The organism is Nocardia sp. FDAARGOS_372, from assembly GCF_002554515.1.
Classification (GTDB): Bacteria; Actinomycetota; Actinomycetes; order Mycobacteriales; family Mycobacteriaceae; genus Nocardia; species Nocardia farcinica.
This window is the reverse complement of sequence record NZ_PDDW01000001.1, coordinates 1,949,045-1,974,268: the sequence shown is the minus strand read 5'-3', so window position 1 is coordinate 1,974,268 and position 25,224 is coordinate 1,949,045. Positions and strand designations below refer to the sequence as shown.

The 25,224-nt window shown below is 72.4% G+C and carries 11 protein-coding genes and 1 pseudogene; 8 read left to right on the top strand and 4 right to left on the bottom strand.

The features are described 5' to 3' along the window. Window positions 1-119 precede the first annotated feature (119 nt). The 3 genes and pseudogenes from CRM89_RS09680 to CRM89_RS32225 form a co-directional block, all read left to right on the top strand. Window positions 120-1,892 carry an ABC transporter ATP-binding protein gene (locus tag CRM89_RS09680; RefSeq protein ID WP_229434663.1) on the top strand — a complete coding sequence of 591 codons (1,773 nt, stop codon included), beginning with the start codon at window positions 120-122 and terminating at the stop codon, window positions 1,890-1,892. Further along, complete coding sequence (locus tag CRM89_RS09675) at window positions 1,889-3,634, top strand: ABC transporter ATP-binding protein (RefSeq protein WP_098083792.1); 1,746 nt, start codon at window positions 1,889-1,891, stop codon at window positions 3,632-3,634. Before CRM89_RS09680 ends, CRM89_RS09675 begins: the two co-directional genes overlap by 4 nt. A gap of 43 nt (window positions 3,635-3,677) precedes the next feature. Continuing rightward, window positions 3,678-3,860: pseudogene (locus CRM89_RS32225) on the top strand (hypothetical protein); the annotation flags it as partial. Between the two features lie 292 nt (window positions 3,861-4,152). Here the strand turns inward: CRM89_RS32225 and CRM89_RS09665 are convergent. Genes CRM89_RS09665 through CRM89_RS09650 form a run of 4 tightly spaced genes read right to left on the bottom strand, consistent with a single transcriptional unit; the run spans window position 4,153 to window position 9,465 of the window. Then, a complete protein-coding gene (locus CRM89_RS09665; protein WP_211152719.1) occupies window positions 4,153-5,517 on the bottom strand; it encodes a salicylate synthase in 1,365 nt (454 codons plus the stop codon). 10 nt (window positions 5,518-5,527) lie between these two features. Further along, a complete protein-coding gene (locus tag CRM89_RS09660; RefSeq protein WP_098083790.1) occupies window positions 5,528-7,117 on the bottom strand; it encodes an NAD(P)/FAD-dependent oxidoreductase in 1,590 nt (529 codons plus the stop codon). Between the two features lie 55 nt (window positions 7,118-7,172). Further along, a complete protein-coding gene (locus CRM89_RS31980) occupies window positions 7,173-8,420 on the bottom strand; it encodes a cytochrome P450 (protein ID WP_060590529.1) in 1,248 nt (415 codons plus the stop codon). 31 nt (window positions 8,421-8,451) lie between these two features. Beyond that, the gene (locus CRM89_RS09650) at window positions 8,452-9,465 is read right to left on the bottom strand and encodes a methyltransferase (protein WP_060590531.1); all 1,014 of its coding nucleotides are present in this window, start codon (window positions 9,463-9,465) and stop codon (window positions 8,452-8,454) included. Window positions 9,466-9,672: 207 nt separating this feature from the next. Here CRM89_RS09650 and CRM89_RS09645 point away from each other — a divergent pair, with 207 nt between their 5' ends. The 5 genes from CRM89_RS09645 to CRM89_RS09625 are packed head-to-tail and all read left to right on the top strand — an operon-like array spanning window position 9,673 to window position 25,223. Next, window positions 9,673-16,146, top strand: coding sequence for a non-ribosomal peptide synthetase (locus tag CRM89_RS09645; protein WP_228802042.1), 6,474 nt, complete (start codon window positions 9,673-9,675; stop codon window positions 16,144-16,146). After that, entirely contained in the window at window positions 16,143-21,656 is a 5,514-nt protein-coding gene (locus CRM89_RS09640; protein WP_253805086.1) for a non-ribosomal peptide synthetase, read from the top strand. Before CRM89_RS09645 ends, CRM89_RS09640 begins: the two co-directional genes overlap by 4 nt. After that, the gene (locus CRM89_RS09635) at window positions 21,653-22,792 is read left to right on the top strand and encodes a saccharopine dehydrogenase NADP-binding domain-containing protein (protein WP_060590535.1); all 1,140 of its coding nucleotides are present in this window, start codon (window positions 21,653-21,655) and stop codon (window positions 22,790-22,792) included. The genes CRM89_RS09640 and CRM89_RS09635 overlap by 4 nt, the downstream gene beginning before the upstream one ends. Then, entirely contained in the window at window positions 22,789-23,934 is a 1,146-nt protein-coding gene (locus CRM89_RS09630; RefSeq protein ID WP_253805085.1) for a Gfo/Idh/MocA family oxidoreductase, read from the top strand. The genes CRM89_RS09635 and CRM89_RS09630 overlap by 4 nt, the downstream gene beginning before the upstream one ends. Continuing rightward, entirely contained in the window at window positions 23,931-25,223 is a 1,293-nt protein-coding gene (locus CRM89_RS09625) for a cytochrome P450 (protein WP_098083788.1), read from the top strand. The genes CRM89_RS09630 and CRM89_RS09625 overlap by 4 nt, the downstream gene beginning before the upstream one ends. Window position 25,224 lies beyond the last annotated feature (1 nt).

Here is a 25,224-nt window from a genome sequence, read left to right as displayed (position 1 = left end):
GAAGGGTTGGAGCTTCTCGTGGATGATGGGCAGGAGCGGTGACGATGGGCGGTACCGCAGCAGCGCTCCGAACGGACGAGGCCACACCGCCACCATCGGCATCCGCGGAGGCGACCGCGGTGTCCCCCGGTAGCGCGCTGTTCCGGGTGACCGAGCCGGTCCGCGGACGGCTGACCGCGTCGCTGGCCATCGCCGCGCTGGGTGGCGCGGCCGGGGTGACCGGGTTCGTGGGAACGGCACTGGCGCTGGGGGAGTTGTTCGACGCCGACACGCGGACCGGCACCGTGGTGGCCTTCCTGGTGTTGGCCGCGGCCGGATTCCTCGCCCGATTCGCCCTGCGTGCCTGGTCGTTCCTGCTCTCGCATCTGGCATCGTTCGACCTCGAGCAGCGTCTGCGCAGCGATCTGGCCGCACACCTGGGCCGGATGCCGTTGGGGGAGGCGCAGCGCTTGGGCTCCGGCGCGGTGAAGAAGATCGTGCAGGACGACGTGCGCGGCCTGCACATGGCGGTCGCCGACGCCGTGCCGCTGGCCGGGTTCACCCTGGCCCAGCCCGTCGCGGCGCTGGTGGCGCTGGGCCTGGTGGACTGGCGGCTGCTGCTGGCGGTCGCGCTGTTCCTGCCGGTGGTGTTCGTCGGGATGCAGCTCAGCCTGCGCGACTACGTCGAGACCCGCCGCCGCTACGACGAGGCCAACGAGGCCATCAACGCGGCCACGGTGGAGTTCGTGCAGGGCATGCCGGTGGTGCGGACCTTCGACGACGGCACGGTCTCGTTCCGGCGCTTCGTCGACCGGGTGCGGCAGTTCAACGTCGCGACCACCAACTGGCAGAACAACAACCGCAGCGCGATGATCTTCGCCAACCTGACGGTCGCGCCGCTGCCGACCATCGTGATCGTGACCGCGGTCGGCATCTGGCTCACCTCGACCGGGTCGATGTCGCCCGCGCAACTGATCGCCGCGATCCTCATCGGCACCCTCCCGGTGGAATCGGTGGTCCCGTTGATGAACCTGTCCAACCTGCTCAACGACTCCAAGGCAGGCGCCGCCCGCATCGTCGAACTGCTCGACATCGAGCCGCTGCCGGAGCCCGCGGACCCGCAGACTCCGGCCGACGGATCCATCGAATTCCGTTCCGTCCGTTTCTCGTACCCGGGAGCGGACCGGCCCGCCCTGGACGGGGTGGACCTGACGATCCCGAGCGGCAGCGTGTGCGCGCTGGTCGGATCGTCCGGCTCGGGCAAATCGACGGTCGCCCGGCTCATCCCGCGGTTCTGGGACGTCGATTCCGGGCAGGTGCTCGTCGGCGGGGTGGACGTTCGGCAGATCGCGTCGCAGGACCTGCTCGCCACGCTGGCGATGGTGTTCCAGGAGCCGTTCCTGCTCTCCGACACCGTGGCCGAGAACATCCGGCTGGCCCGGCCGTCGGCCACCGACGCCGAGGTCGAGGCCGCCGCACGGGCCGCCCGCGCCCACGACTTCATCGTCTCGGAACTGCCGCGCGGCTACGACACCCCGGTCGGTGAGCGGGGAGCCCGGCTCTCCGGCGGCCAGCGCCAGCGCATCACCATCGCACGTGCCCTGCTCGCGGACGCGCCGATCGTCGTCCTCGACGAGGCGACCTCCTTCGCCGACCCGGAGAACGAAGCGGCGATCCAGGACGCGATCGCCGAACTCACCCGCGGTCGCACCGTGCTGGTGGTGGCGCACCGGCTGTCCACGATCGTCGACGCCGACCGCATCGTGGTGCTGGAATCCGGCCGGGTCGCCGAATCCGGCACGCACACCGAACTGCTCGCCGCCGGCGGGCGCTATGCCCGGCTCTGGGAACACCACGAGCGCGCCCGCGGATGGGGTCTCGGCAGCTCGACCAAGGAGGCCATGCGCCGATGAGGAGAATTCTGCGGCTGATGCTGCTCGCCGCCGGGGACTACCGCGACGAGTTCCGCCGTACCCTGTGGTGCGCGCTGCTCGGGTCGATCGTGCAGGCGCTCGCCTACGCCACGTTGATCCCGATCCTGTACGAGCTGAGCAGGCCGGAGGTCGACATCACCGCCGCTTGGACCTGGTTCGGCGTGCTGGTGGCCTGCTGGGTGGTCCAGGCGGGTCTGCACTACGGGCAGCTGCGGTTCGAGTTCGGGCGGTGGGCCGACGTGCTCGCCGCCACCCGGTTGCGGCTCGGCGACAAGCTGCGGACCATGCCGCAGGCCGACCTGGAGCGCCGCGCCGCCGGTGACCTCACCACCGTCATGGGCAGCAACGTCGCCAACGCGACGATGAGCTCGTCCGGGATGGCGTTGCTGTTCATTCAGATGGTGACCGTCCCGGCGGTGATCGGCGTGCTCATCCTCGCCGTCGACTGGCGGCTGGGTCTGGTGCTCGCGGCCTCGCTGCCGTTCGCGGTGGTGTTCGTCCGGCGCATCCAGCAGATCACCGGCGCGGGCGCGCGCCGGACCGACGCGGCCGACGCCGCGGCCGCGAGCCGGGTGGTCGAGTACGTGCAGGGCCTGCCGGTGCTGCGCGCCACCGGGCAGGTCGGCACCGCGTCCCGGCGCCTGGTCGAGACGTTGGAGGAGCAGAACGCGGCGATGTCGGCCATGCAGAAGCGGCTGACCTGGCCGGGCCTGCTGGCCGCCGGGGTGGTGCAATTGTGTCTGGTCGCGATGGTCGCGCTCGGCGCGGCGCTGGTGCTCGAGCTGCGGATGTCGGCGGCGCTGCTGATCGCCGTGGTCGCCGCCGCCGTGCGATTCGCCGAGCCCATGTCGACGATGGCCAACTTGTCGGCCATCTTCGAGATCACCGACTCGGCGCTGGAACGCGTCGGTGCCGTGCTCGACGCCCCGGCGTTGCCGGTGGGTGACCCGCGGGCGCGCATCACCGGCCACGACCTCGCCGTCGAGGATGTGCACTTCGCCTATCCGGACGGCGCCCCGGTGCTGCGCGGGGTGTCGTTCACCGCTCCCGCCCGCTCGCTGACGGCCCTGGTCGGCCCGTCGGGATCCGGCAAGACGACGGTGACCAGGATGCTGACCCGGTACGCGGACCCCGACGCGGGCAGCATCCGGATCGGAGGCGTCGATCTGCGCGAACTCGACCCGGTCGAGATCTACCGCAACATCGCGGTGGTCTTCCAGGACGTGTACCTCTTCGACGACACCATCCGGGCGAACATCGCGATGGCCGCCCCGGGCGCCACGCAGGAGCAGATCGAGGCCGCGGCCCGCGCGGCCAACGTGCACACCTTCGTGACCCGGCTGCCGCACGGCTACGACACCCGGGTCGGCGAGATCGGCGGCGCACTGTCCGGCGGTGAGCGCCAGCGTATTTCGATCGCCCGCGCGATCCTCAAGGACGCGCCGATCGTCCTGCTGGACGAGCCGACCGCCGCGCTGGACACCGAGAGCGAGGTGGCCGTGCAGGAAGCCATCGACGCACTGGTCGCGGAGAAGACCGTCGTCGTGATCGCGCACCGGCTCTCCACCGTGGTGGCCGCGGACCAGATCCTGGTGCTCGAGGACGGGGTGGTGGCCGAGCGCGGCACCCACGAGGAGCTGCTGGCGCGGCAGGGGCGCTACCACGCCATGTGGGCGGCGCAGACCCGCGCCCGGCACTGGCGGGTCACCGCGTCCGTCTAGGTTGTGCCGCCTCGGCGCGCGTCGCATCCGGCATCACCGCGGTCGAATCGACCGCACCGACGCCGCCACCGATATCGGCGCGGACGGCACCCGCACCGACGCGCTAGCCCGCCGGGACGCGCTGCGGCTCGAGCATTCGGTGATCACCGACGCGGCCGATGCCGCCGCGGGCAAGAACCGGGGTGGTTACGGCCGACAGCTGAGGTCGGAGTTGAAGATCCCCCCGCACCGCGCACAGGTGAGAGCGCACAACGCACACCACACAACCGGGTGCGGATCCGTTACGGCGAGGGCGGGAACGGGGTACTCCACTGAATTCGCTGTACTGCGGGGAGGTCTCGCGAACTCACCGAGCTGTCGTTTCGGCCATGTTCGAAACAACCTGGTTCCTTGGGACGAGGCAGCAACGGCGCCGGTCGCGTCCGCTGTCCAGCACCGGTCACCGCATCGGGCGGAGCCGGAATCGACAGTGCTCCCGGCGGATCGGTCCGGGGCACTGTCGCGCAGTGCGGCGCCGGTCAGCCGGGCGCCGGGGCATCGCCGGGCCGGGCCGGTACGAGGTACGGGGCGATGCAGGCGAGTTTCTCGCACGTCTCCTCGTGTTCGCGGGCGGGGGTGGAGCCCGTGACCACCCCGGCTCCGGCACGCAACCAGGCCCGGCCCGCCCGTTGGTAGACCGCGCGCAACACCAGTGCGGCGTCGAGCGTTCCGATGCTGTCGGCGCGCAGGACCGTGCCGCTGTAGAGACCGCGGGTGCCCGGCTCGAGCTCGTCGAGGGCGGCGCAGGCGGCCGCCTTGGGGATGCCGGAGGCGGTGATGGCGGGGTGGACCGCCGCCAGGGCGTCCCAGCCGGTACGTCCGACCGGCAGCAGGGTCTCCACCCGGGAGGCCAGATGCTGGACGCTGCCCCGCTCCTTGACGGTGAGGAATTCGCTGACCCGCGTGCCGGTCCCGACGGCGGCCAGCTCGCGGTAGGCCAGTCGCACCGAGGTCGCGTGCTCGTAGACCTCTTTCGGATCGGTGAGCAGTTCGTCGCGGAGGGCGCGGTCGCGCTCGGCGTCGCCGGTTCTGGCCCGGGTGCCCGCCAGCGGCTGGGTCGCCGCCAGCCCCGTTCCGTCGGCCTCGAGGACGGTTTCGGGGCTGACGCCCGCGGCCTGCCAGCCGCCGAGGTCGAGCAGGAACGAGCGGGCCGGGGTGTTGGCTCGGCGCAACGCCGCGTAGGTGGCGGGCAGGTCCACCGTGAACGGCACCTCCACCCGGCGCGACACGATCACCTTCTGGAACTCGCCGTCGGCGATCCGGTCCAGGGCGTCGCGCACCCGCCGCAGGTAGGCGTGGTCGAGCCCGTCCACCGGCACCGGTGTCGGCGGGGGCGCGGCCGGGGGATCGGGCAGGTCGAGTTCGAACGGAGCGCCCCAGCTGCGGACGTGCACCGTGGTCGCGGTGATCTCGAGTTCCACCCCGGGCACCATGAGGTGGGCCAGGACGTCGTCCGGTGCGGCGGCCCGCGGGCGGTGGAGCTCGAAGCCGGCCCAGCCGTAGGCGCGCCACCGGGGCATCGGCGCCCGATCCAGCGCGGCGCGGATCTGTGCCCACGGGCTGCCCGACCAGGTCTCGGTGTGCGCACCGCCGAGCGTGCAGTGCAGCCGGCCCGGCCGGACGGTCACCGAGCCGACCGGGTTGCCCGCGACGTACCAGCGTCCCGGTTGTTCGTAGACGACGTAGTCGGTGAGCTGTCCGGAGGCTGCGATCGCGGCCGCCAGCGCGATCGGGTCACCGGTGTGCCCGCGCACCGTGTGGGTGTAGTCGGCGCCGAGGACGGCGGGCTGGTTCATCGAAGCTCCCATCGGCGTCATCGTGGTCTTCATCGGCGTGGTCTTCATCGGCGCGCGGTCAGGCGAAGGCTTCGGTGATCCACCGCGGGGCGTCGGTGCGTGACCATCGCAGGAACTCCATCGCGGTGTCCTGGCCGACGTCGACGTACTTCATCTCGGGATTGCCGTGCGGCAGGTAGCCGGGGAAGAACCGTTCCCGGTTGATGGTCTCGATGATCGCCGCCGCGGCGGCGGCGGGGGTCAGCTCGCCGCGCTCGACCGCCCGGCAGGTTTCGCGGGCGTCGCTCAGCAGGCCGCGCACGGTGGTGGCCAGGGCGAAATCGCCCCGCTCCAGGGTGCGGAACACCTGATCGTCGCGGCTGGTGACGTAGCGGGACAGTGCGTGTTCCAGGGCGGCGTCGGAATAGAAGCTGTAGGTGTGCCAGACCCGGAAGATCGCGTCCCACAACGGGTAGTCGCGGAAGCCGACGTAGGAGCAGTACGCGAGATCGTCGTGGACGTCGAACATGCGCTGTTGCACCGCGTCGAGCCCGTCGAAGCGCGCGGTCGACCAGTCCTTGTCGCGCGCGGCCTCGATGATCCGCCAGGCCAGGGCGTTCACGGTCTGGAAAGAGTTCGCCAGCCCGCGGGAGAACAGGGCGTCGATCGCGCCCGCGGATTGGGCGGTGAGGCAGAAGCGCTCGCCGACGGTGCCGGTCGCGGAGTACTGCAGCCGCCCGGTGCTCACCCACGGCCGGACGGCCGCGGCGTCGCGGAACTGGCGCGCGACGGCCGGGAAGCGGTCGAGGAAGGCACGGAACTCCTGCTCCGGGGCGGGACGGTCGTCGTCGACGGCGTCCCCGGTGAGGGTGAGCCCCACGCTGCACAGCGGGTTCAGTGAGCGGTCGTTGTTGTCGAACGGGATCACCCACAGCCAGCCCCCGTCGAAGACGTGGTGCAGGGTGCCGTTGTGCCACCGGGTGGGCGGGTCGTAGGCGACCGGTGCGACGTCGTCGAACGGCTGCACGCCGATCATGTGGGTGAACAGTGAGCGCGAGCGCGTCCGGGCGCGGGTGGGCTGCTCGCGCAGCCCGAAGCGCTCGGCCAGGACCGAGCGGAAGCCGGTGGCGTCGACCAGGTACTCGGCGGTGAAGGTCTCGCCCGCGGCGGTGCCGAGCTCGACACCGCGGCCGGTGTCGATCGCGATGTCGGTGACCCGGGTGTTGGACCGGGCGGTGGCGCCGTAGCGGACGGCGAGATGGAAGACGTAGGCGTCGATGTCCTGGCGGAACCAATGGGCTTCGGCGCCGCGGTAACCGGAGGACAACACGACCTGGTTGGCCTTGCCGGGGTCGCTGGGCTCGCCCTGCTCGTGGTAGACGAAGCCGAAGTTCTGTTTCCGGCCGCAGGTGCGGGCCACCTGTTCGGCGGTGCCCTCGAAGGTGGCCAGCGCACGCAGTTCGGGGACGTCGTAGCGCTCGGCCAGGATCCGCATGGTCGTGGTCGCGTGCGGGATGGTGGATTCGCCGACCACGAAGCGTGGATGCACGCCCGCGTCGAGGAGCAGGACCCGCAGGTCGTGACGGGCCAGAATGGTGGCCAGGGTGCTGCCCGCGATGCCGGCACCGAGGATGGCGACGTCGTAGCGGGTGTCGATCGGGGATGTCATGGTCGAACTCCTTGTGCGGGTGGTGCTTTCGGTGCCCCGGGTGCGGCACGCGGGGTCAGGGGGTGTCCGGGTCGGGCCGGACCGGCAGTCGGCGCAGGCTGCGCAGTCCCATGCCGGGACGCCAGCGCGGCGCGGCCGGGTCGACGGCGAGCCGCAGCCGGGGCCAGCGCGCGACGAGGACGGTGAGCGCGACGGCGACCTCGGTGCGCGCCAGCGCGGCGCCCATGCAGGTGTGGATGCCGCCGCTGAAGCCCAGATGCGGCCGGGGCGGGCGGTGGATGTCGAAACGGTGTGGATCGGGAACGTGCGCGGGGTCGCGGTTGGCGGCGGCGGGAAACACCAGGACGCGGTCGCCGCGCGCGATGCGCCGGTCGCCCAGCCGCAGCGGTTCGCGCGCCAGGCGCATCGTCGCCGACTCCACCGGGCCCCAGTAGCGCATGGTCTCCTCCACCGCCGCCGCGGCCAGCCCTGGATCGTCCCGCAGCGCCGCCCATTGGTCCGGATGGGTGAGCAGGGACAGCACGGCGCTGGCGAGCAGACTGGCCGAGGTCTCGAACCCCGCCGCCACCAGCAACCCGACCATGGCGCGCAGTTCCTCGTCCGACAGCGCGTCCCGCCCGGACTCGGGGTGGGCCAGCCTGCTGACCAGATCGTCACCGGGGCTGTTCCGCTTGAGCACGACGAGATCGCGGGTGTAGGTGTCGAGCCGTTCGCGCAGGACGGGATCGGGGCCGGAGAGCGGGGTCGAGGCGGCGGCGGCCCGGACGGCGAGGTCGTGCAGGCCGGGATGCCATGCCTCGGGGAAGCCGAGGATCTCGCCGAGCACCGTCAGGGACAGCGGATAGGCGTAGGAGTGCAGCAGATCCACGGTGCCGTCGCCCCGGTCGGCCGTCTGCTGCGCGCGGTCGAGCAATCGCTCGGCATGCCGGACGACCGCGGGCCGCAGGGCGGCCACCGATCGGGGGGTGAACGCCCGCTGCGCCGCCCGCCGCAGCCGGGTGTGCTCCGGCGGGTCGGACAGCAGCATGGTGTTCGGCGGGTCCGGGATCTGCGCGCGCGCCCGGGCGGTGCGCTGGGCGGGGGTCAGCAGGGCGCGCGGGTTGTTCGCCAGCCGGGCGTCGCGCAGCGCGGCGTCGGCGGCGGCGTAGCCGAGGACCATCCAGAAACCGCGGCCCGGTTGGTGCGGGAGTTCGGCGTAGACGACCGGTGACCGTGCGCGCAGCTCGTCGTAGACGCGGTGCGCCCGTTCGTGGAAGTCCTCGGCCAGCAGGTCGACCACGATCGGCCGGGGTGTGTCGAGCATGGGTGCGTTGTCCGTTCAGACCGGCATGACCTCAGACCGGCATGGCCTCGAGGAGCGAATACGAGGTGGGAAAGACGGTCGGGTGCGCGGCGACGACCGCGAAACCGGCGCGGCGACAGAGCCGTTCGTACTCGGCGCGGGTGCGCTCCTGCCCGCCCATGTTGACGAGCATGCTGATGTCGGTGAGGTAGGGGGCCGGGTCGGCGGTGTCGACCGTGTCGGGCAGGACCGACTCCACGATCAACACCCGGCCGTCGGCGGGGACCACCGCCCGGCAGCGGTCGAGGATGGTGACGCAGCGGTCGTCGTCCCAGTCGTGCAGGATGTTCTTGAGCACGTAGAGGTCGCCACCCGTGGGCACGGCGGTGAAGAAGTCACCGGCTTCGACGCGGCAGCGGTCGGCGACCCCGGCCGCTGCCAGCGTCGAGGCGGCCTCGGCGACCCCGGTCGGCGAATCGAAGACCACGCCGCGCACCGACCGTGCGCCACGCAGGATCTGCGCGATCAGCGTGCCGTCGCCGCCGCCGACGTCGACCACTGTGCGGTGCCGGGTGAAGTCGTAGCTCACCGGAACCAGGTGCGCGATGGGCAGACTCACCTGCCGCATGGTCGCGTTGAACCGTTCCGACAGCTCGGGCCGGGTGGCCAGGAAGCTGAAGAAGTCGGTGCCGTAGAGCGTTTCGAAGGTCGGCCGCCCGGTGCGCACGGCCTCCTCGGTCAGCTTCCACGAGTCCAGCAGGGCGGGGTCGGTGAACAGCAGCACGGCCGCCGCCTGGGAATCGGGTCGATCCGTCCGCAGCGGCAGGCCCGCCTCGCCCAGCCGGAAGGTGCCCGGGCCGGTCTCGACGACGATCTCCAGGGCGGCCAGCGCGCGCAGCAACCGGGCGAGCGCCCCGGGGTGGGTATCGGTGCGGGCGGCCAGTTCCCGGTAGTCGAGCTCGTCCTCGCCGAGGTGATCGGCGAGCCCGAGCCGGGCGGCGGTGCCGACCACCTGGGAGCAGATCGTCCCGAACATCATGTTCATCAGTCGCTGTTGCGCCGCCATGCCCGCTTCCTGTACCTCGCCGAACCTGCTCGCCGCCTGGGTGTTTCGCCTGCCCGAACGCGAAGGCTCGCTTGACCGAACCGCTCGGTCGCCGTAGATTCTAGCATTGTTGAAAATGATTTTCGTTTTGCTTTGGTCGTTGCTGTTGCTGGTCTGCTGTCGAGGGAAGTGATGAAAGACAATCTCCGTTCGTTACCGACACCCTCGATGGCACCGACAGCCGGGCACGACGATGTGCGGCAGACGGTCAGCGAATTGACCGGAGTACCGGTCGAGGAACTGACCGACAACGCGAACGTGCTCGAGCTCGGCCTCGATTCGGTGACGCTCATGCGGATCTCCGGGCTCATGCGCCGCGCGGGCCACCGCGTCGAGTACCGCGACCTCGTCCGGAACCCGACACTCGGCGCCTGGCAGGCCCTGCTGGGCCGTCGCGAACCCGGCCGCGACGAAAGTCGTTCGGAGGCAGCGGAAACCAGCACGGTGGATCTCGCGCAGCCGTTCCCGCTGGCGGTGATGCAACATGCCTTCTGGGTCGGCCGCACGCGCGCGCAGCACCTCGGCGCGGTCGCCGCGCACTTCTACAGCGAGTTCGACCACGCAGACGGCCTGGACCCGGACCGGCTCGAGCGGGCGATGCGCGCACTGATCGCCCGGCACCCGCAACTGCGCGTCATCGTCGACGCCGCGGGCATGCAGCGGGTCACGGAGCAGGGCTGCTGGCGGGGGTTGGTCGTGCACGACCTGCGTGACATGCCGGAACCGGTCCGGCAGCGGCGGCTGGCCGAGATCCGGGACACCTGCTCGCACCGCAGCATGGATATCGCGGGCGGCGAGGTGATCGATCTCCAGCTCTCGCTGCTGCCCGGCGGGCGGACCCGGGTCCACCTGGACCTGGACATGATCGCGGGCGACGCGCTGAGTCTGCGCAACCTCCTCGGCGACTTGACCGCGCTGTACCGGCACGGGCCCGACGCGCTGCCCGCCCTGGACTACACCTATGCCCGCTATCTCGCCGATCGCGGCCGGCTGCGGTCGGCCGCGCGCGAGCAGGCCAGGCAGTGGTGGCAGCGCCGGCTACCGGATCTGCCTGCCGCACCCCAGCTTCCGCTGCTGGCCACCGAGACGAATGGGGTGGCGCGGGTCGACCGGCGCGCCCACCGGTTGTCGCCCGAGCGGGCGGCGCTGCTGCGCGAGCGCGCTCACCGGGCCGGACTGACCACCGCCGGCGTGCTCGCCACGGTCTTCGCGGAAACGGTCGGTATGTGGAGCGCCACCGATCGGTTCCTGCTCAATCTGCCCGCCTTCGATCGCGAGCCGCTGCACGATGACGTGGACCGCCTCGTCGGCGACTTCTCCAGTTCGGTGCTTCTCGACGTGGACCTGTCCGAGCCGCTGCCGGTGGTCGAGCGGGCGCGCGCGCTCACCGTCCGCCTGCGCGAGGTGCTCGGCTACACCGCCTATACCGGGGTCGAGGTGCTGCGGGACCTGAGCCGGGCCGCCGGTGGCGACCGCGTCCTGGCGCCGGTGGTGTACACCAGTGCGCTGAGCCTGGGCGAGTTGTACGCGCCCGAGGTTCGGCGGTGCCTCGGCGAGCCGTCCTGGACGATCTCCCAGGGCCCGCAGGTCTGGTTGGACGCGCAGGTGACCGAGTTCGACGGCGGCATCCTGCTCAACTGGGACGCCCGGGTGTCGCTGTTTCCCCCCGGGCTGCTGGACGCCATGTTCGACGCCTACGTGCGGTTCGTCGATCTGCTGATCGACGACGACGGCGCCTGGGGCAGGGCAGCGCCCCGTCCCGAGGTCCGCCGCCACCACGCCCCGATCACGTCGGCGCCGGGCGTGCCGCTGCCGCACCGGTTCTTCGCCCGGGCGGCCGCCGACCCCGGACGCACCGCCCTGCTGGCCGACGGTGCCGCGATCTCCTACGGTGCGCTCGCCGAGCGGGCCCGGCGCATGGCGGGCCTGTTGCGGGCGCGGGGAATCGGGCGCGGTGACAGCGTGGGCATCACCCTGCCCAAGGGCGTCGACCAGATCGTGGCGGTGCTGGGCGTGCTCGCCGTGGGCGCCACCTACGTGCCCTCGGGTGTCGACCTGCCCGCGGCGCGGCGCGAACGGGTCTACCGCACCGCCGGGGCGCGGTGGGTGATCACCGATCCGGACACCGCTGCTGCCGGATGGCCCGCGGACCTCACCGCGATCTTCCCCCAGCAGGCGCGCGCGGTGGCCCCGGTGCCGGACATCGCCGAGGTCGATCCGGAGGACGTCATGTACGTCATCTTCACCTCCGGGTCCACCGGGGTCCCGAAGGGTGTCGAGGTGCCGCACCGGGCGGTGGCCGCGACGATCGACGCGGTCGACGACGTGTTCGGTATCGGCGCCGAGGATCGGACGATCGCGCTGTCCGCCTTGGATTTCGACCTGTCCGCCTACGACCTGTTCGCGTTCCTGACGGTCGGCGGCTCGGTGGTGGTGGTCGAGGAGGCGCAGCGGCGGGATGCCGCCGCGTGGGCCGCGCTGATCCGCCGGTGGGGCGTCACCGTCGTCAGCGCGGTGCCCGCCCTGCTGGACATGTTGCTGACCGCCGCGGCCGACACCGGGCTGGGCGCGACGCTGCGGCTCGTCATGCTGGGCGGCGACCGGGTGACGGTGGATCTGCCGGAACGGTTGCGCCGCCTGGTCCCCGATTGCCGGTTCGCCGGTCTGGGCGGCATGACCGAGGCCGCCATCCACGCCACGGTGTGCGAAGTCGGGACGGTGGATCCCGGCTGGTCGAGCGTGCCATACGGGGTTCCGCTCCCGCACGCGGGCTGCCGTGTGGTGGATCCGCGCGGGCGGGACTGCCCGGACTGGGCGGCGGGCGAGCTGTGGGTCACCGGGGCCGGGCTGGCACACGGCTACCGCGGCGACCCGGAACGCACCGTCGAGAAGTTCGTCCACCACGACGGGCGCCGCTGGTATCGCACCGGTGACCTGGTGCGCTACCGGCCCGACGGAACCCTCGAATTCCTGGGCCGCATCGACCATCAGGTCAAGATCCGCGGGCACCGCATCGAGCTGGGCGAGGTCGAAGCCGTGCTCGCCGAGCATCCCCGGGTGACGGCCGCGGCCGCCGGCGTGCTCGAGCACCCGGCCCGTGCCCTCGGTGCGGTCGTGGTCGGGGACGAGATCACCGACGGCGGGCTGCGTGCCTGGCTCGCCGAGCGGCTGCCCCCGTACATGGTCCCGCGCCGGTTCGTCCGCGCCCCCGCGCTGCCGATCACGCGCAACGGCAAGATCGACCGCGACGCGGTGCGCGCCACCCTCGCTGCCGCGAGCACCCGCGACGGCACGGAATCCGGTGCGCCTCTGGAAGGTGTCGAGCGGGCGGTGGCGCGGGCCTGGGCGGCGGTGCTCGGTGTCGAGGAGATCCGTCGCGACGACGACTTCTTCGCCCTCGGTGGCGACAGCCTGCTGGCCACCCGCCTGATCCGGCGGCTGCTCGCCGACGGGGTGCGGGGCGCGGACCTGGCGCGCCTGTTCACCACACCCACGCTCGCCGCTTTCGCCTCGACGCTGACCTTCGGCGCGGCCACGGCGCTGCCGGAGATCGTCGCCGATCCCGCCAACAGGCACGCACCGTTCCCGCTGACCGATATCCAGGTCGCCTACTGGCTGGGCCGGTCCGACGATTTCGATCTCGGCGGTGTCGGCGCGCACCTGTACGTCGAATACGACTGGCCCGGAGTCGATCCGGTGCGGCTGGCGGCCGCGTGGAACCGGGTCGTCGACCGCCATCCGATGCTGCGTGCGGTGGTGGCCACCGATGGGACGCAACGCGTCCTCGCCCGGGTGCCCCGGTACGAGATCCCGGTGGTCGACGGACCCGTCACCGCCGTCCGCGACGACATCGCCGACCGTCTCCGCGACGCCGGGCGCTGGCCGCTGTTCGACGTGCGGGTCGTGCGCGACGGCGACTCGACGCGGGTCTGCGCCGCGTTCGACACCCTCATCGCCGATGGTCTGAGTGCGTTGGTGTTGTTGTCGGAGTGGATGCGGCTGTACGAGGACCCGGCGCTCGAGCTCGCGCCCGTGTCGCTGGAGTTCCGGGATTACGTGTTGAGTTGTGCGCCGTCGGAGGCGGAAGTGGCTGCGGCGCTGTCGTATTGGCGGGGTCGGTTGGCCGAGCTGCCGCCGGGGCCGCAGCTGCCGTTGCGGGTGTTGCCGGCGGCGGTGGGGCGGCCGCGGTTCACGCGCCGGGAGGTCCGCCTCGATTCCGAGCTCTGGCAGGTGATCGTGCGGCGTGCGCGTGGCCTGGGTGTGACACCGAGTGTGGTGTTGCTGGCCTGCTACACCACCGTGCTGGGCGCGTGGAGTGCGCAGCGGGAGCTGACGGTGACGTTGACGCGCTTCGATCGCCGTGAGGTGCATCCGGATGTGATGCGGGTGGTGGGCGATTTCAGCGCATTGTTGCTGGTGGCGGATCAGCCGGCGCGGGGGGAGAGTTGGCTCGGCCGGGTGCGGCGGTTGCAGGAGCAACTGTGGCGCGACCTCGATCACCAGCAGGTCTCGGCGGTGCGGGTGCTGCGCGAGCTGGCGCGGGAGAGCGCGGTGGCCGCGGAACCGGTGCCGGTGGTGTTCACCTCGATGCTCGGGGTGGACGACGAGCTGGCGCGGTCGATCCGGTGGCCGGATGTCACCCGGACCCAGACGCCGCAGGTGTGGCTGGACCACCAGGTCGTCGAGGTGGCCGATGGTCTGGTGCTGAGCTGGGATTCGGTGGACGAGTTGTTCCCCGACGGGCTGGTCGAGGACATGTTCGCCGCCTACCAGGGGTTGGTGCGGGGGTTGGGTGACCTGGATTGGGGGCAGCCGCTCGCGCCTGCGCTGCCCGCGAGGCAACGGGCTGTCCGGGACCGGGTCAACGACACCGCCGCGCCGGTGGACGGTGAGTTGTTGCACGCGCCGATGTTCGAGGTCGCCGCCGCCGATCCCGGCCGTGTGGCGCTCGTTGATGGCGCGGTGACCGTCTCCTTCGGCGACCTGGCGGAGCACAGCCGCCGGATCGCGGCGATGCTGTCCGCGCGGGGCGTGCGTCCCGGTGATGCGGTCGTGGTGTGTGCCGCGCGTGGTGCGGGGTTGGTGGCGGGCCTGTATGGCGTGTTGGCGGCGGGGGCGGCGTATGTGCCGGTGGCCGTGGATCAGCCGGTACAGCGCCGGACCGCGATCCTTGATCAGGCCGGGGTCACGGCCGTCCTCACCGACGATCCGGCCCGATTCGCGGGCGGGGCCGTCCAGGTGCCGGTGGTAACGATCGCCGACGTCCGCCGGTACGCGCCTGCGCCGGTCCATCGGGGGAGCGGCTGCGATCTCGCCTACGTGATCTTCACCTCCGGCTCGACCGGTGTTCCGAAGGGTGTCGAGATCGAGCATCGGCAGGTGGTGAACACTCTCGCGGATCTCCGGGACCGGTATGGGCTCGGCGCGGGTGATCGGGTGTTGGCGGTGGCGGCAGCGGATTTCGATCTGTCGGTGTTCGATCTGTTCGGGGTTCTGGGTGCGGGTGGTAGCGCGGTGATCGTGTCCGACGAGGACCGCCGCGATCCGGAGCGGTGGCTGGCGCTGGTGCGCGAGCACGGGGTGACCGTCTGGAACACGGTCCCGGCGATGCTGGACATGCTGCTCACCGTCGCCGAATCCGGGCCGGGGCTCCCGGCGTCGCTGCGGTGCGCGCTGGTGTCGGGGGACTGGGTCGGTCTGGATCTGCCCGGCAGGCTCGCCGCCTTGTCGTCGCGGTGTCGTCTGATCGCGTTGGGTGGGGCGACGGAGGCGTCGATCTGGTCGAACTGTTTCGAGGTCGAGCGGGTCGATCCGGCGTGGGTGTCCATTCCTTACGGTCGCCCGTTGCGGAATCAACGGTTCCGGGTGGTGGACGAGCAGGGCAATGATCGCCCGGATTGGGTGCCGGGGGAGTTGTTGATCGGTGGTGCCGGTGTCGCCCGAGGATATCGCAGCAGACCGGATCTGACGGCGGCGTCGTTTTTCGATGAGGGCGGTGTTCGTTGGTATCGGACCGGTGATGTGGGGCGGTATCGCGGTGATGGGGTGTTGGAGTTCTTGGGGCGGGTCGATCGGCAGGTCAAGATCCGTGGTCATCGGGTGGAGTTGGGCGAGGTCGAGCAGGCGATAGCCGCCCATCCCACTGTGCGGCGGGCGTTCGCGGTGGCGGTGGGGGAACGGGCCCAGGCTCGGCTGGTCGCCTTCGTCGAACCCGAACTCCCCGAAGACCTTCCGCGCTTCCTCGCCGACCGACTGCCTTCCGCCTGGATCCCCGACCTGATCCCGCTGCCGGCTCCGCCGCTGACCGGCAACGGAAAGATCGACCACGCCGCGCTGGCCCGCCGCGCCCGAACCCAGTCCGACCCGCCCGACCACGAACCAGGCGAACCCATCCGCCCCGGACTCGAATCCCGGATCGCGCAGATCTGGGCGGACACCGTCGGCGCCGCACCGCCCGACCGGCACACGAGCTTTTTCGCCGTCGGCGGCGACTCGCTGTCGGCGACCCGGCTGGTCGGCCGCCTCGCCCGCGAACTCGGCATCACCGTCACCCTGCGCGCGTTCTTCGCCGCGCCCACCATCGCCGGACTCGGCGACAACGACCCGCACAACGGTATCGACCTCGAAGAAGGTGCTCTGTGAACGTCCCCGAACTGGTAACCGATCTGCGACAGCGCGGAGTGCACCTGTGGGCCGACGGCGAACAGCTGCGATTCCGCGCCCCGCAAGGTGTGCTGACCGCCGACCACCGCGAACAGCTGGCGGCGCACAAACCCGCCGTGCTGGCCCACCTCGCCCGGGAACAGGCGACGATCAGCGTGTCCGCCGACCCGGACGCCGCGCACGAACCGTTCCCGCTGACCCCGGTGCAACAGGCCTACCTGATCGGCCGCGACCCCACCTACCCCTTCGGCGGCGTCGCCTGCGCCAGCTACCTCGAAATCGCCTATGACAGCGCCGAACCCGCTGTCCTCGAACAGGCGTGGAACACCCTCGTAGCCCGCCACGACATGCTCCGCGCCACCGTCCACACCGACGGCTACCAACAGGTCGCCGCGACCGTACCGCACTACGCGATCCCGGTGACCGATCTGCCGGACGCCGACCCCGCCGACCTCGCCGCCGCCCTCGACCGCCGGCGCGACGCCCTGCTCGGTTCGGCCGGCGACCCCGGCACCTGGCCGCTGTTCGCGCTGCACATCACCCGCACCGGCACCGGATGCGTCCTGCACCTGCTGGTGGAACTGCTGGTGGTCGACGCCGCGAGCATGCAGCTGCTGCTCGCCGAACTCGACGACCTCGTGCGCGCCGGCGACGCCGCCGCACTGCCACCCGCCCCCGCGATCGGCTTCCGCGACTACCTGCTCGGCGTCCAGCAGCTGCGCCACGGCCCGCGCTACCACCGCGACCGCGACTACTGGCAGGCCAGAATCGACTCCCTGCCCGCCGCACCCGACCTGCCCACCCGCGCGAACACCGACGACGCCGACGTCGAGCCCGGCTTCGACCGGTTGCACCACCGGCTGCCCGCCGCCGCCCTGGCCGGACTGACCCGCCACGCGACAGCGCACGGCCTGACCGCCTCCGGCGCGGTACTGGCCGCCTACGCCGAGGTGGTCGGGCGGTGGAGCCGCAGCCGGCGGTTCACCCTGAACCTGCCGGTGTTCAACCGGCTGCCCGCGCACGCCGACATCGGCGCGGTGCTCGGCGATTTCACCTCCGTCGAACTGCTCGGCATCGACCTCGACGAGCACGACACCTTCGCCGACCGCGCCCGCGGCATCACCACCCAGCTGTTCACCGATCTGGATCACCGCCTGTTCGACGGCGTGGAAGTGCTCGGCGAACTCACCCGCCGCGCGGGCAACCCGGTGCTCATGCCCGTCGTGTTCACCAGCACCCTCGGCTCCGGCGACGCCGGGGCGCGTGCCCGGCGCGGCCGCATCCTGCGCGGCATCACCCGCACCCCGCAGGTGTGGCTCGACTGCCAGATCACCCCCGACGACGACGGATTGCTGGTCGCCTGGGACGTGCGCCGCGGCGTGCTGGCCGGGGACACGGCCACCGCCGCGTTCGCCGCGTTCGTCGATCTGCTCACCCGGCTCGCCGAAACCCCCGAAACCTGGACCGAGCCCTACCCGGTGCCCCTCCCCGCGGCGCAGCGCGCTCGGCGCGACCGGTACAACGACACCGCCGCCGCGACCACGCCGCGGCTGCTGCACCAGCGGATCCTGGCGCGCGCCGACCTCGCGCCCGACGCGCCCGCGGTCATCCACCGCGACCGCGTGCTCGGCTACGGCGAGCTACGGCGCCGCGTCGCCGCCACCGCCGTCGCACTGCGCGATGCGGGCGTGCGGCCCGGTGACCGGGTGGCCGTGCTCATGGAGAAGGGGCCGGAACAGGTCGTGGCCGTGCTCGCGACGTCGACGGTCGGCGCCGCCTACGTGCCGATCACCCTCACCCAGCCGATGGCCCGCCGGGAACGGATCATCGAGCGGGCGGGTGCCCGGGTGGCGCTCACCCAGTCCTGGCTGCGCGACGCGGGCGAGATCCCCGCCCCCACCGAACCCCTGGCCGTCGACCTGCTGGCGGGCATCGACACCGTGCCCGACAGCGCGGGCGACCCCGACACCCCCGCCTACGTCATCTACACCTCCGGCTCCACCGGCGAACCGAAAGGCGTCGTCGTCACCCACCGCGCCGCGGCCAACACCCTCGACGACATCGAGACGCGCTTCGCCCTCACCCCCGCCGACCGGGTGCTCGGCATCGCGAGCCTGGCCTTCGACCTGTCGGTGTGGGACATCTTCGGCGTGCTCGCCGCCGGCGGCGCGGTCGTGCTCCCCGACCAGGACCGCGCCGACGACCCCTCCCACTGGCTCGATCTGGTCCACCGGCACGCGGTCACGCTGTGGAACAGCGTGCCCGGACACCTGCAGATGCTGCTGGACGTGCTCGACTCCCCGCCCGATCCGGCCGCACCGGCCGCACCCGCGGCCCGCATCGCCGCGCTGCGGCTGGTCCTGCTGTCCGGCGACTGGATCCCCCTTGACCTACCCGACCGGATGCGCGCCCACCACCCCGAGCTCACCGTGATCGGACTGGGCGGGGCCACCGAGGCCGCCATCTGGTCCATCCACCACCCGGTGCGCGAGATCGACCCGCGGTGGCGCAGCATCCCCTACGGCACCCCGCTGCGGAACCAGACCGTGCACGTGCTCGACGGTGCGTTGCAGGACTGCCCCGACCACGTCACCGGCGAAATCCACATCGGCGGAACGGGACTGGCCGAGGGCTACCTCGGCGACGAGGAGCTGACCACGCAGCGGTTCATCCGGCACCCCCGCACCGGCGACCGGCTGTACCGCACCGGCGATCTGGGCCGCTTCCACCCCGACGGCAGGCTCGAATTCCTCGGCCGCGAGGACACCCAGGTCAAGATCCGCGGCCACCGGGTCGAACTCGGCGAGATCGAGTCGGCGCTGCGCCGCCATCCCGCCGTCGCCGATGCCGCGGTTCTGGTCGACGGCAGGGGACCGGGCGCGCGGCTGTTCGGCTTCGCCGAGATCGCGACCGGCGACGGCGGCGGCGGGCAGGCCGCGGCGGAGGTGCTCGCCGCCGCCGAGCACGCCGCGGCGGCCGCGCACCGCGACATCGACGGCGAAGCGTTCGTCGCGCTGATGAACGCCGTCGACGAGATGGCCATGCTGTCCATCGCCGCCCAGTTGCGCGCGAACGGCCTGTTCGATCACCGCGACCGCGCCCACGACATCGCCGAGATCGCCGCCGCCACCGGTGTTTCCGACCGCCAGCACGGCCTGCTGACACGCTGGCTGGCCGCCCTCGCCGACGGGGGAGCCGTGCGCCACGATCCGGCCACCGGCCGCTACCGCGATCTGATCGCCGCGGGTCCGGACGCGGTCGAGGCGGCGTGGCGGCGCATCGACGAACTGGAAGCGATCGTCGGCTACGGCAGCGAGACCCTGTCCTACATCAAGGCATGCAGCAGCAGACTCGACGACCTGCTTCGCGGCGCGCTCGACGTGCGCGAACTGCTGTTCCCCGCCGGGAAACCCGGCGCCGCCCACGCGGTGTACCGCACGAACCTGGTCGCGCGCAGCGCCCATCGCATCGTGATCGACACCGTGCGCGAAATCGCCCGGCAGACACCACACCGGCTGCGGGTGCTCGAGGTCGGCGCGGGCATCGCGGGCACCAGCACCGACCTGATCCCCGCGCTGGCCGAGTTCGAACCGGACTATTTGTTCACCGACATCTCCGAGTACTTCCTCGGCGAAGCCCGCGCGAGGTTCGCCGCGCATCCCTGGGTGCGCTACGGGCGCTTCGACATCAACGCCGACGCGCCCGACCAGGGCCTGCGACCCAACTCCGCCGATGTCATCCTGTGCGCGAACGTGCTGCACAACTCGGTCGACGCCGACGCGGTGCTGGCGCGGCTGCGCGACCTGCTCGCGCCGGGCGGCTGGCTGGTGTTCCTCGAACCCACCCGGCAGCACAACTACGCGCTGCTGGTGTCGATGGAGTTCGAGTTCTTCAGTGAGCTGACCGCCTTCACCGATGTCCGCGCGGGCACCGGGCAGGCGTTCTTCACCCGCGACCAGTGGCTGCGCCAGCTCGACACCGCCGGGGCCGAGCAGGTGCGCGTGCTGCCCGCCGAGGACACTCCGCTCGCCGCCTCCGGCCAGGGCGTGTTCATCGCCCGGTTCAAGAGCGAGCGGCACACCGTCACCGAACACCAACTCACCGACCACGTCGCGACGCTGCTGCCGGCCCACATGGTGCCCGACGAACTGCACCTGCTCGACGCCCTGCCCCGCTCGGCCAACGGGAAACTCGACCGGTCCGCGTTGGCCGCCCGCGTCGCCGCCGCACCGGCCACCACCGCCGATGCCGCCTACACCCCGCCCGCCGACGAGATCGAAGAGCGGATCGCGCAGCTGTGGCAGGAGATGCTCGGCGTGCCCAAGGTCGGCCGCGACCAGAACTTCTACACCCTCGGCGGTGATTCGCTGCTGTTGTCGCAGATGGTCGGCAAGTTGCGCGACCGCGTCCCCGAGGTCGCCGACATCGAATGGCAGGAACTGCTGCGCGACGTCCTGCGCAACCCCACCGTCGCCGCGCTGGCCGCCCGCCGCCGCGGGGCGCGGACCGCGCCCGCCGACACCACCACCGCACCGACCTCGGTGCGGCCGTTGGGCGGCGCGGCCGGACACCCCGCGGGAACCTGGGTGCTGGTGCATGGCGGCACCGGCACGCTCTCGCCCTACGACGCGCTGCTCCCGCACCTGCGCGCCGCGCACCCCGGGGCCCTGCTCGGGCTCGAGCTCACCGACGCGGCGAAGTACTCGGCACTGCCCGCGGACACGGTGATCGGCAGGCAGGCCGCCGACTACGCGAGCGAGCTGCTCGCGCACGACAGCCGCTTCCGGATCATCGGCTATTCCGTCGGCGGGTTGCTGGCCGCCGAGATCGCGCGCACCCTGACCGAGGCGGGGGCGACGGTGGACGAACTCACCGTGATCGGCGCCTACCAGCCGCCCGCCGTGCACGACGAGCTGCTCACCGAATACGTTTTCGCCCGCTCCCTCGGCGTCGACCCGGCCACCGTCGGATTCCCCGCCGACGACACCGCGGTCGAGACGGCGGTGCGTGTCATCCTCGACCGCACCCCGGACCGGGTTCCGGCCGGTGCGCTCGCCGGGCTCGACGGCGCCGCCGCACTCCCGGCCGCGCAGTTCCGGCAGCTGGCGGCCGTGCCGCGCGCCGATCGCCTCGCCGCGCTGCACACCGCCGCCACCGCCGCGACCGGGCCCTACCGGACCGGCGGACTCACACTCGCCGAATTCCGCAGGCAGTTCGAGATTTTCGCGCACAACCTGCGGGCGATGGGCGCGCACCGCGCCGAGCCCTACGTCGGCCCGATCCGGGTGCTCTGCAACGGCGGTACCGCCACGCTGATGGGCACCCGGGCCGAGGTGGCGCGGTACTGGTCACGGGTCGGGCTCGGCACCGTCGTCATCGACGACATCCCCGGCGATCACCTCACCAGCATGTCGGCGGCGCACGCCGCCGAGGTCGCCGCCCGGATCACCGCGCCGCTGCCGGAGGCGCGCGGCGAGCGGCAGCCGTGACCGAACACAGCCGTCGAACCGGGGCGCGCACCACCGTGGCGGTGCTGGGCGCCACCGGGGTCGTCGGGCGGGCCGCGGTGCGGATGCTCACCGGGCTCGGCATCGGCGAGCTGCGCCTGGGCGCCCGCGACCTCACCCGGGCGTCGGGATTCCCGCCCGACGCCGAACCGCGCCGGGTCGATGCCTTCGACACGGAATCGCTGGCCGCGTTCTGCGCGGGCGCCCGGCTCGTCCTGAACTGCGCGGGCCCGTCCCATCTGCTGCTGGACCGGGTGGCCCGGGCGGCCCTGGCGGCGGGCAGCGACTACGTCGACGTCTCCGGCGACGGCCCCACCCACCGGCTGCTCGCCGGGTCGCCGCTGCTGGACGGCGAGCGGACCGCGGTGCTGTCGGCGGGCATGCTGCCGGGCCTGGCGAACGTCGTTCCGCGCGTGCTGGCCGACGACCTCACCGGCGCCCGGCTGGTGGTCCACGCGGGCGGCATCGAACCGTTCGCCCCGGCCTCGGCCGGCGACCTCGCCCTGTCGCTGGACAGCTCCGACGACGGCCACTGGTACGGCCAGACCCTGGCCGCGTGGTCGGGGGGCCGTCGCGTGCGCAACGCCCTGCCGGTGCGCGAGGACGTCGAGGTCGCCGGGTTCCCCGGCCGGGTCACCACCATGCCGTTCCTCACCGCAGACGCGGAACGGCTGGCCCGGGCGACCGGGTTGGCGGAGCTGCACTGGCACAACGTCTTCGTGGGCAACGCGCTGCGGCTGACGCTCACCCGACTGCGCGGCCGCGTCCGCGCCGACGCCGCGGCGCTCGCCGGGATCGTCGCGGAGATCGGCGCCGCGGCCGACCTCGACCTGGCCGGAACGGACCCCTTCTACCTGATGGCGTTCACGCTGCACCGGCCCGACCGGACCGACACCGCGGTGCTGCGCACCCCGAGCAGCTTCGAGCTCACCGCCGCGACGGCGGTGTGCGCTGTGCGGGCGGTGCTGTCGGGGGCGGTGCCCCCGGGCCTGCACTACGCCGACGACGTCCTCGACCCCCGCGCCCTGCTCGCCGGGGTCACCGCCCTCGGAGCGCTGCCCGTCTGGCACACCCACCGGCACGCCCACGACGAACCGATGGAGGCAGGAAGCCTGTGATCGCCACCGAACCGACGCCCGTACCCGCGACACCGAGGGTCGTCGTGTGCGGCACCTCGTTCGGCCGGGTGTATCTGCGCGCGGTGCAGGCCGACCCGGACGTCGAGCTCGCCGGCATCGTGTCCCGGGGCAGTGCCACGTCTCGGGAGATCGCGAAAACCTCTGGGGTGCCGCACTACTGCGGGGTCGACGAGCTGCCCGGCGACATCGACATCGCCTGCGTCGCGGTGCGCGCGGGGGCGGCGGGCGGTGACGGCGCGCAGCTGGCCCAGCAGCTGCTGCGCCGCGGCATCCACGTGCTACAGGAACACCTGCTGCATCCCGGCGAGCTCGCCGACTGCCTGCGGACCGCCCGCGCGCACGATGCCCGCTACCGGCTCAACGCGTTCTATCCGCACCTGCGCCCGGTCGAATTGTTCCTGCGCGCGGCCGCCATCCTGCGCGCGCGGCAACGGCCACTGCACGTGGACGCCGCGGCGGGTGGCCAGGTCGCCTACTCGCTGCTCGACATCGTCGGCCGCGCTGTGGGCAAGCTGCGGCCGTGGGCGATCGGCGAGCCGGCGCCCGTCGCGCCGGAGCCGGCCGCGCTGGCCGACCCGCCCATGCCCTACACCCACCTGGCCGCCGTGATCGGCGGTGTGCCGGTGTCGTTGCGGGTACAGAACCAGATCCACCCCGCCGACCCGGACAATCACGCGCTGCTGCTGCACCGGATCGCGATCGCCTTCGAGGGCGGCGTGCTGTCGCTGGCCGACACCCACGGACCGGTGCTGTGGAGCCCGCGCCTGCACACCGGCCGCGACGCGACCGGACGACTGGTCATGGCCGGACCCGGCACCGAACGGCTGGACGTGCCCAGCACCGAGGTGCTCGGGCCCGCGACCGCGCCCACGTTCCGGACGGTGTTCGACGAACTCTGGCCGGACAGCGTGCGGGTGGCGTTGCGGCAGTTGCGCGCCGACATCGCCGATCCCCGCCGCTGTGCGGCCGCCGACCAGTGGGCGATGACCGTGACCGCCCTCTGGCAGCGGCTCACCACCGTGCTCGGCTCACCCGAGCTGATCCGGCCGCCCACGCCCGCGCCGGTCCCGTTGCCGCAGCTGCTCGCCGGCCCGGACCCGCAGACCGGAGTCCGCGCATGAACGCGCCCGGTGTGCCCCGGGGACTGGCCGACCTGCACGCGTTCTCGGCCGACCCCTACGCCACCATGTCGCGGCTGTACCGGGAGCACGGCGCGATCACCGAACTCGGAGCCGGGCCGATGCGTTTCCGGCTCGCGCTCGGCACCGACGCGACCGCGTTCATCCTCGGCCACAGCGAACTGTTCAGCTGGGAGGCGGCGTTCACCGCGCTGGCGCCGCTGACCGGGCGGTCCGCCCTGCTGGTCAACGACGGTGACCGGCACCGTCACCTGCGTCGGCTGGTGACACCCGCCTTCACCGCGCGCCGTGTCGCCGCGCACCGGGACACCGTGACCCGCCACGTCGAGCAGGCGATGGACGAGTGGCTGCCCGGCGAGGTCGTCGACCTCTATCCGCCGCTGCGCCGGGCCGTGCGCCGCGCCACGCTGGCGAGCCTGTTCGGCGCGGCCGCCGTGGAACGCGCCGACGGCCTGGACGAGTGGCTGCACGACATCCATCAAGCCATCGACACCGACGTCGTCGGCGGGAGCATCGACCGCGGCTCCGGGTCCCCGGTCTGGCGCCGTGCGCTGTTGGCCCGGTCCGCGGTGCACCGGTGGGTGATCGCCGAGATCGAGCGGCGCACCCGGCTGGACGAGCCGTGCGCCGACGTGCTCGGGGTGCTGCTGCGCGGCGTCGACGGCACCCGCCTCACCGACGACGAAATCACCGACCAGCTGGTCAGTTTGCTCGAGGCCGGTGCCGAGACCACCGCCGCGCAGCTGGCGTGGATGGTGTACCGCACGATGCGTGATCGCCCGCTGTGGGCGTCGGTCACCGCCGCGCTCGCCGGCCATCCCTCGGACGCGCCCGAGCCGCCGGGGCTGGCTCGGCTCGTGTCCGAGACGATGCGGCTCTACCCGGCCACGGCGATCATCTCGCGCACGGTGGCCGCCGAATTCACCTTCGCCGCAACCCATTTCGTCCCCGGCGACCTGCTGATCTTCAGCCCCTTCCACACCCACCGGCTCGATGCGGTGTGGCCGGACCCGGAACGCTTCGATCCCGCCCGGTGGGATCCCGGCTCCCCCCGCTACCGCCGCCCGGCGCCGCACGAGTTCCTGCCCTTCGGTGGCGGCCCGCACCGGTGCATCGGCGCGCACTTCGCCACCATGGCGATCACCGCCGCGTTCGCCGCGCTCGCCCGGCGGATCGACGGCGAAGTGCTGACCACCGACGCGCGGCCCGCGGGGTTGATCGGGATGCGGCCGCGCGACGGGATCACGGTGCGTATCACCGCGCGACGATGAG

Excerpts from the sequence above, each read along its gene's own strand:
- CRM89_RS09675 (WP_098083792.1), top strand. The coding sequence starts at position 1,889 with ATGAGGAGAATTCTGCGGCTGATGCTGCTCGCCGCCGGGGACTACCGC.
- CRM89_RS09665 (WP_211152719.1), bottom strand. The coding sequence starts at position 5,517 with ATGAAGACCACGCCGATGAAGACCACGATGACGCCGATGGGAGCTTCG.
- CRM89_RS09660 (WP_098083790.1), bottom strand. The coding sequence starts at position 7,117 with ATGACATCCCCGATCGACACCCGCTACGACGTCGCCATCCTCGGTGCC.
- CRM89_RS31980 (WP_060590529.1), bottom strand. The coding sequence starts at position 8,420 with ATGCTCGACACACCCCGGCCGATCGTGGTCGACCTGCTGGCCGAGGAC.
- CRM89_RS09650 (WP_060590531.1), bottom strand. The coding sequence starts at position 9,465 with ATGGCGGCGCAACAGCGACTGATGAACATGATGTTCGGGACGATCTGC.
- CRM89_RS09645 (WP_228802042.1), top strand. The coding sequence starts at position 9,673 with ATGGCACCGACAGCCGGGCACGACGATGTGCGGCAGACGGTCAGCGAA.
- CRM89_RS09625 (WP_098083788.1), top strand. The coding sequence starts at position 23,931 with ATGAACGCGCCCGGTGTGCCCCGGGGACTGGCCGACCTGCACGCGTTC.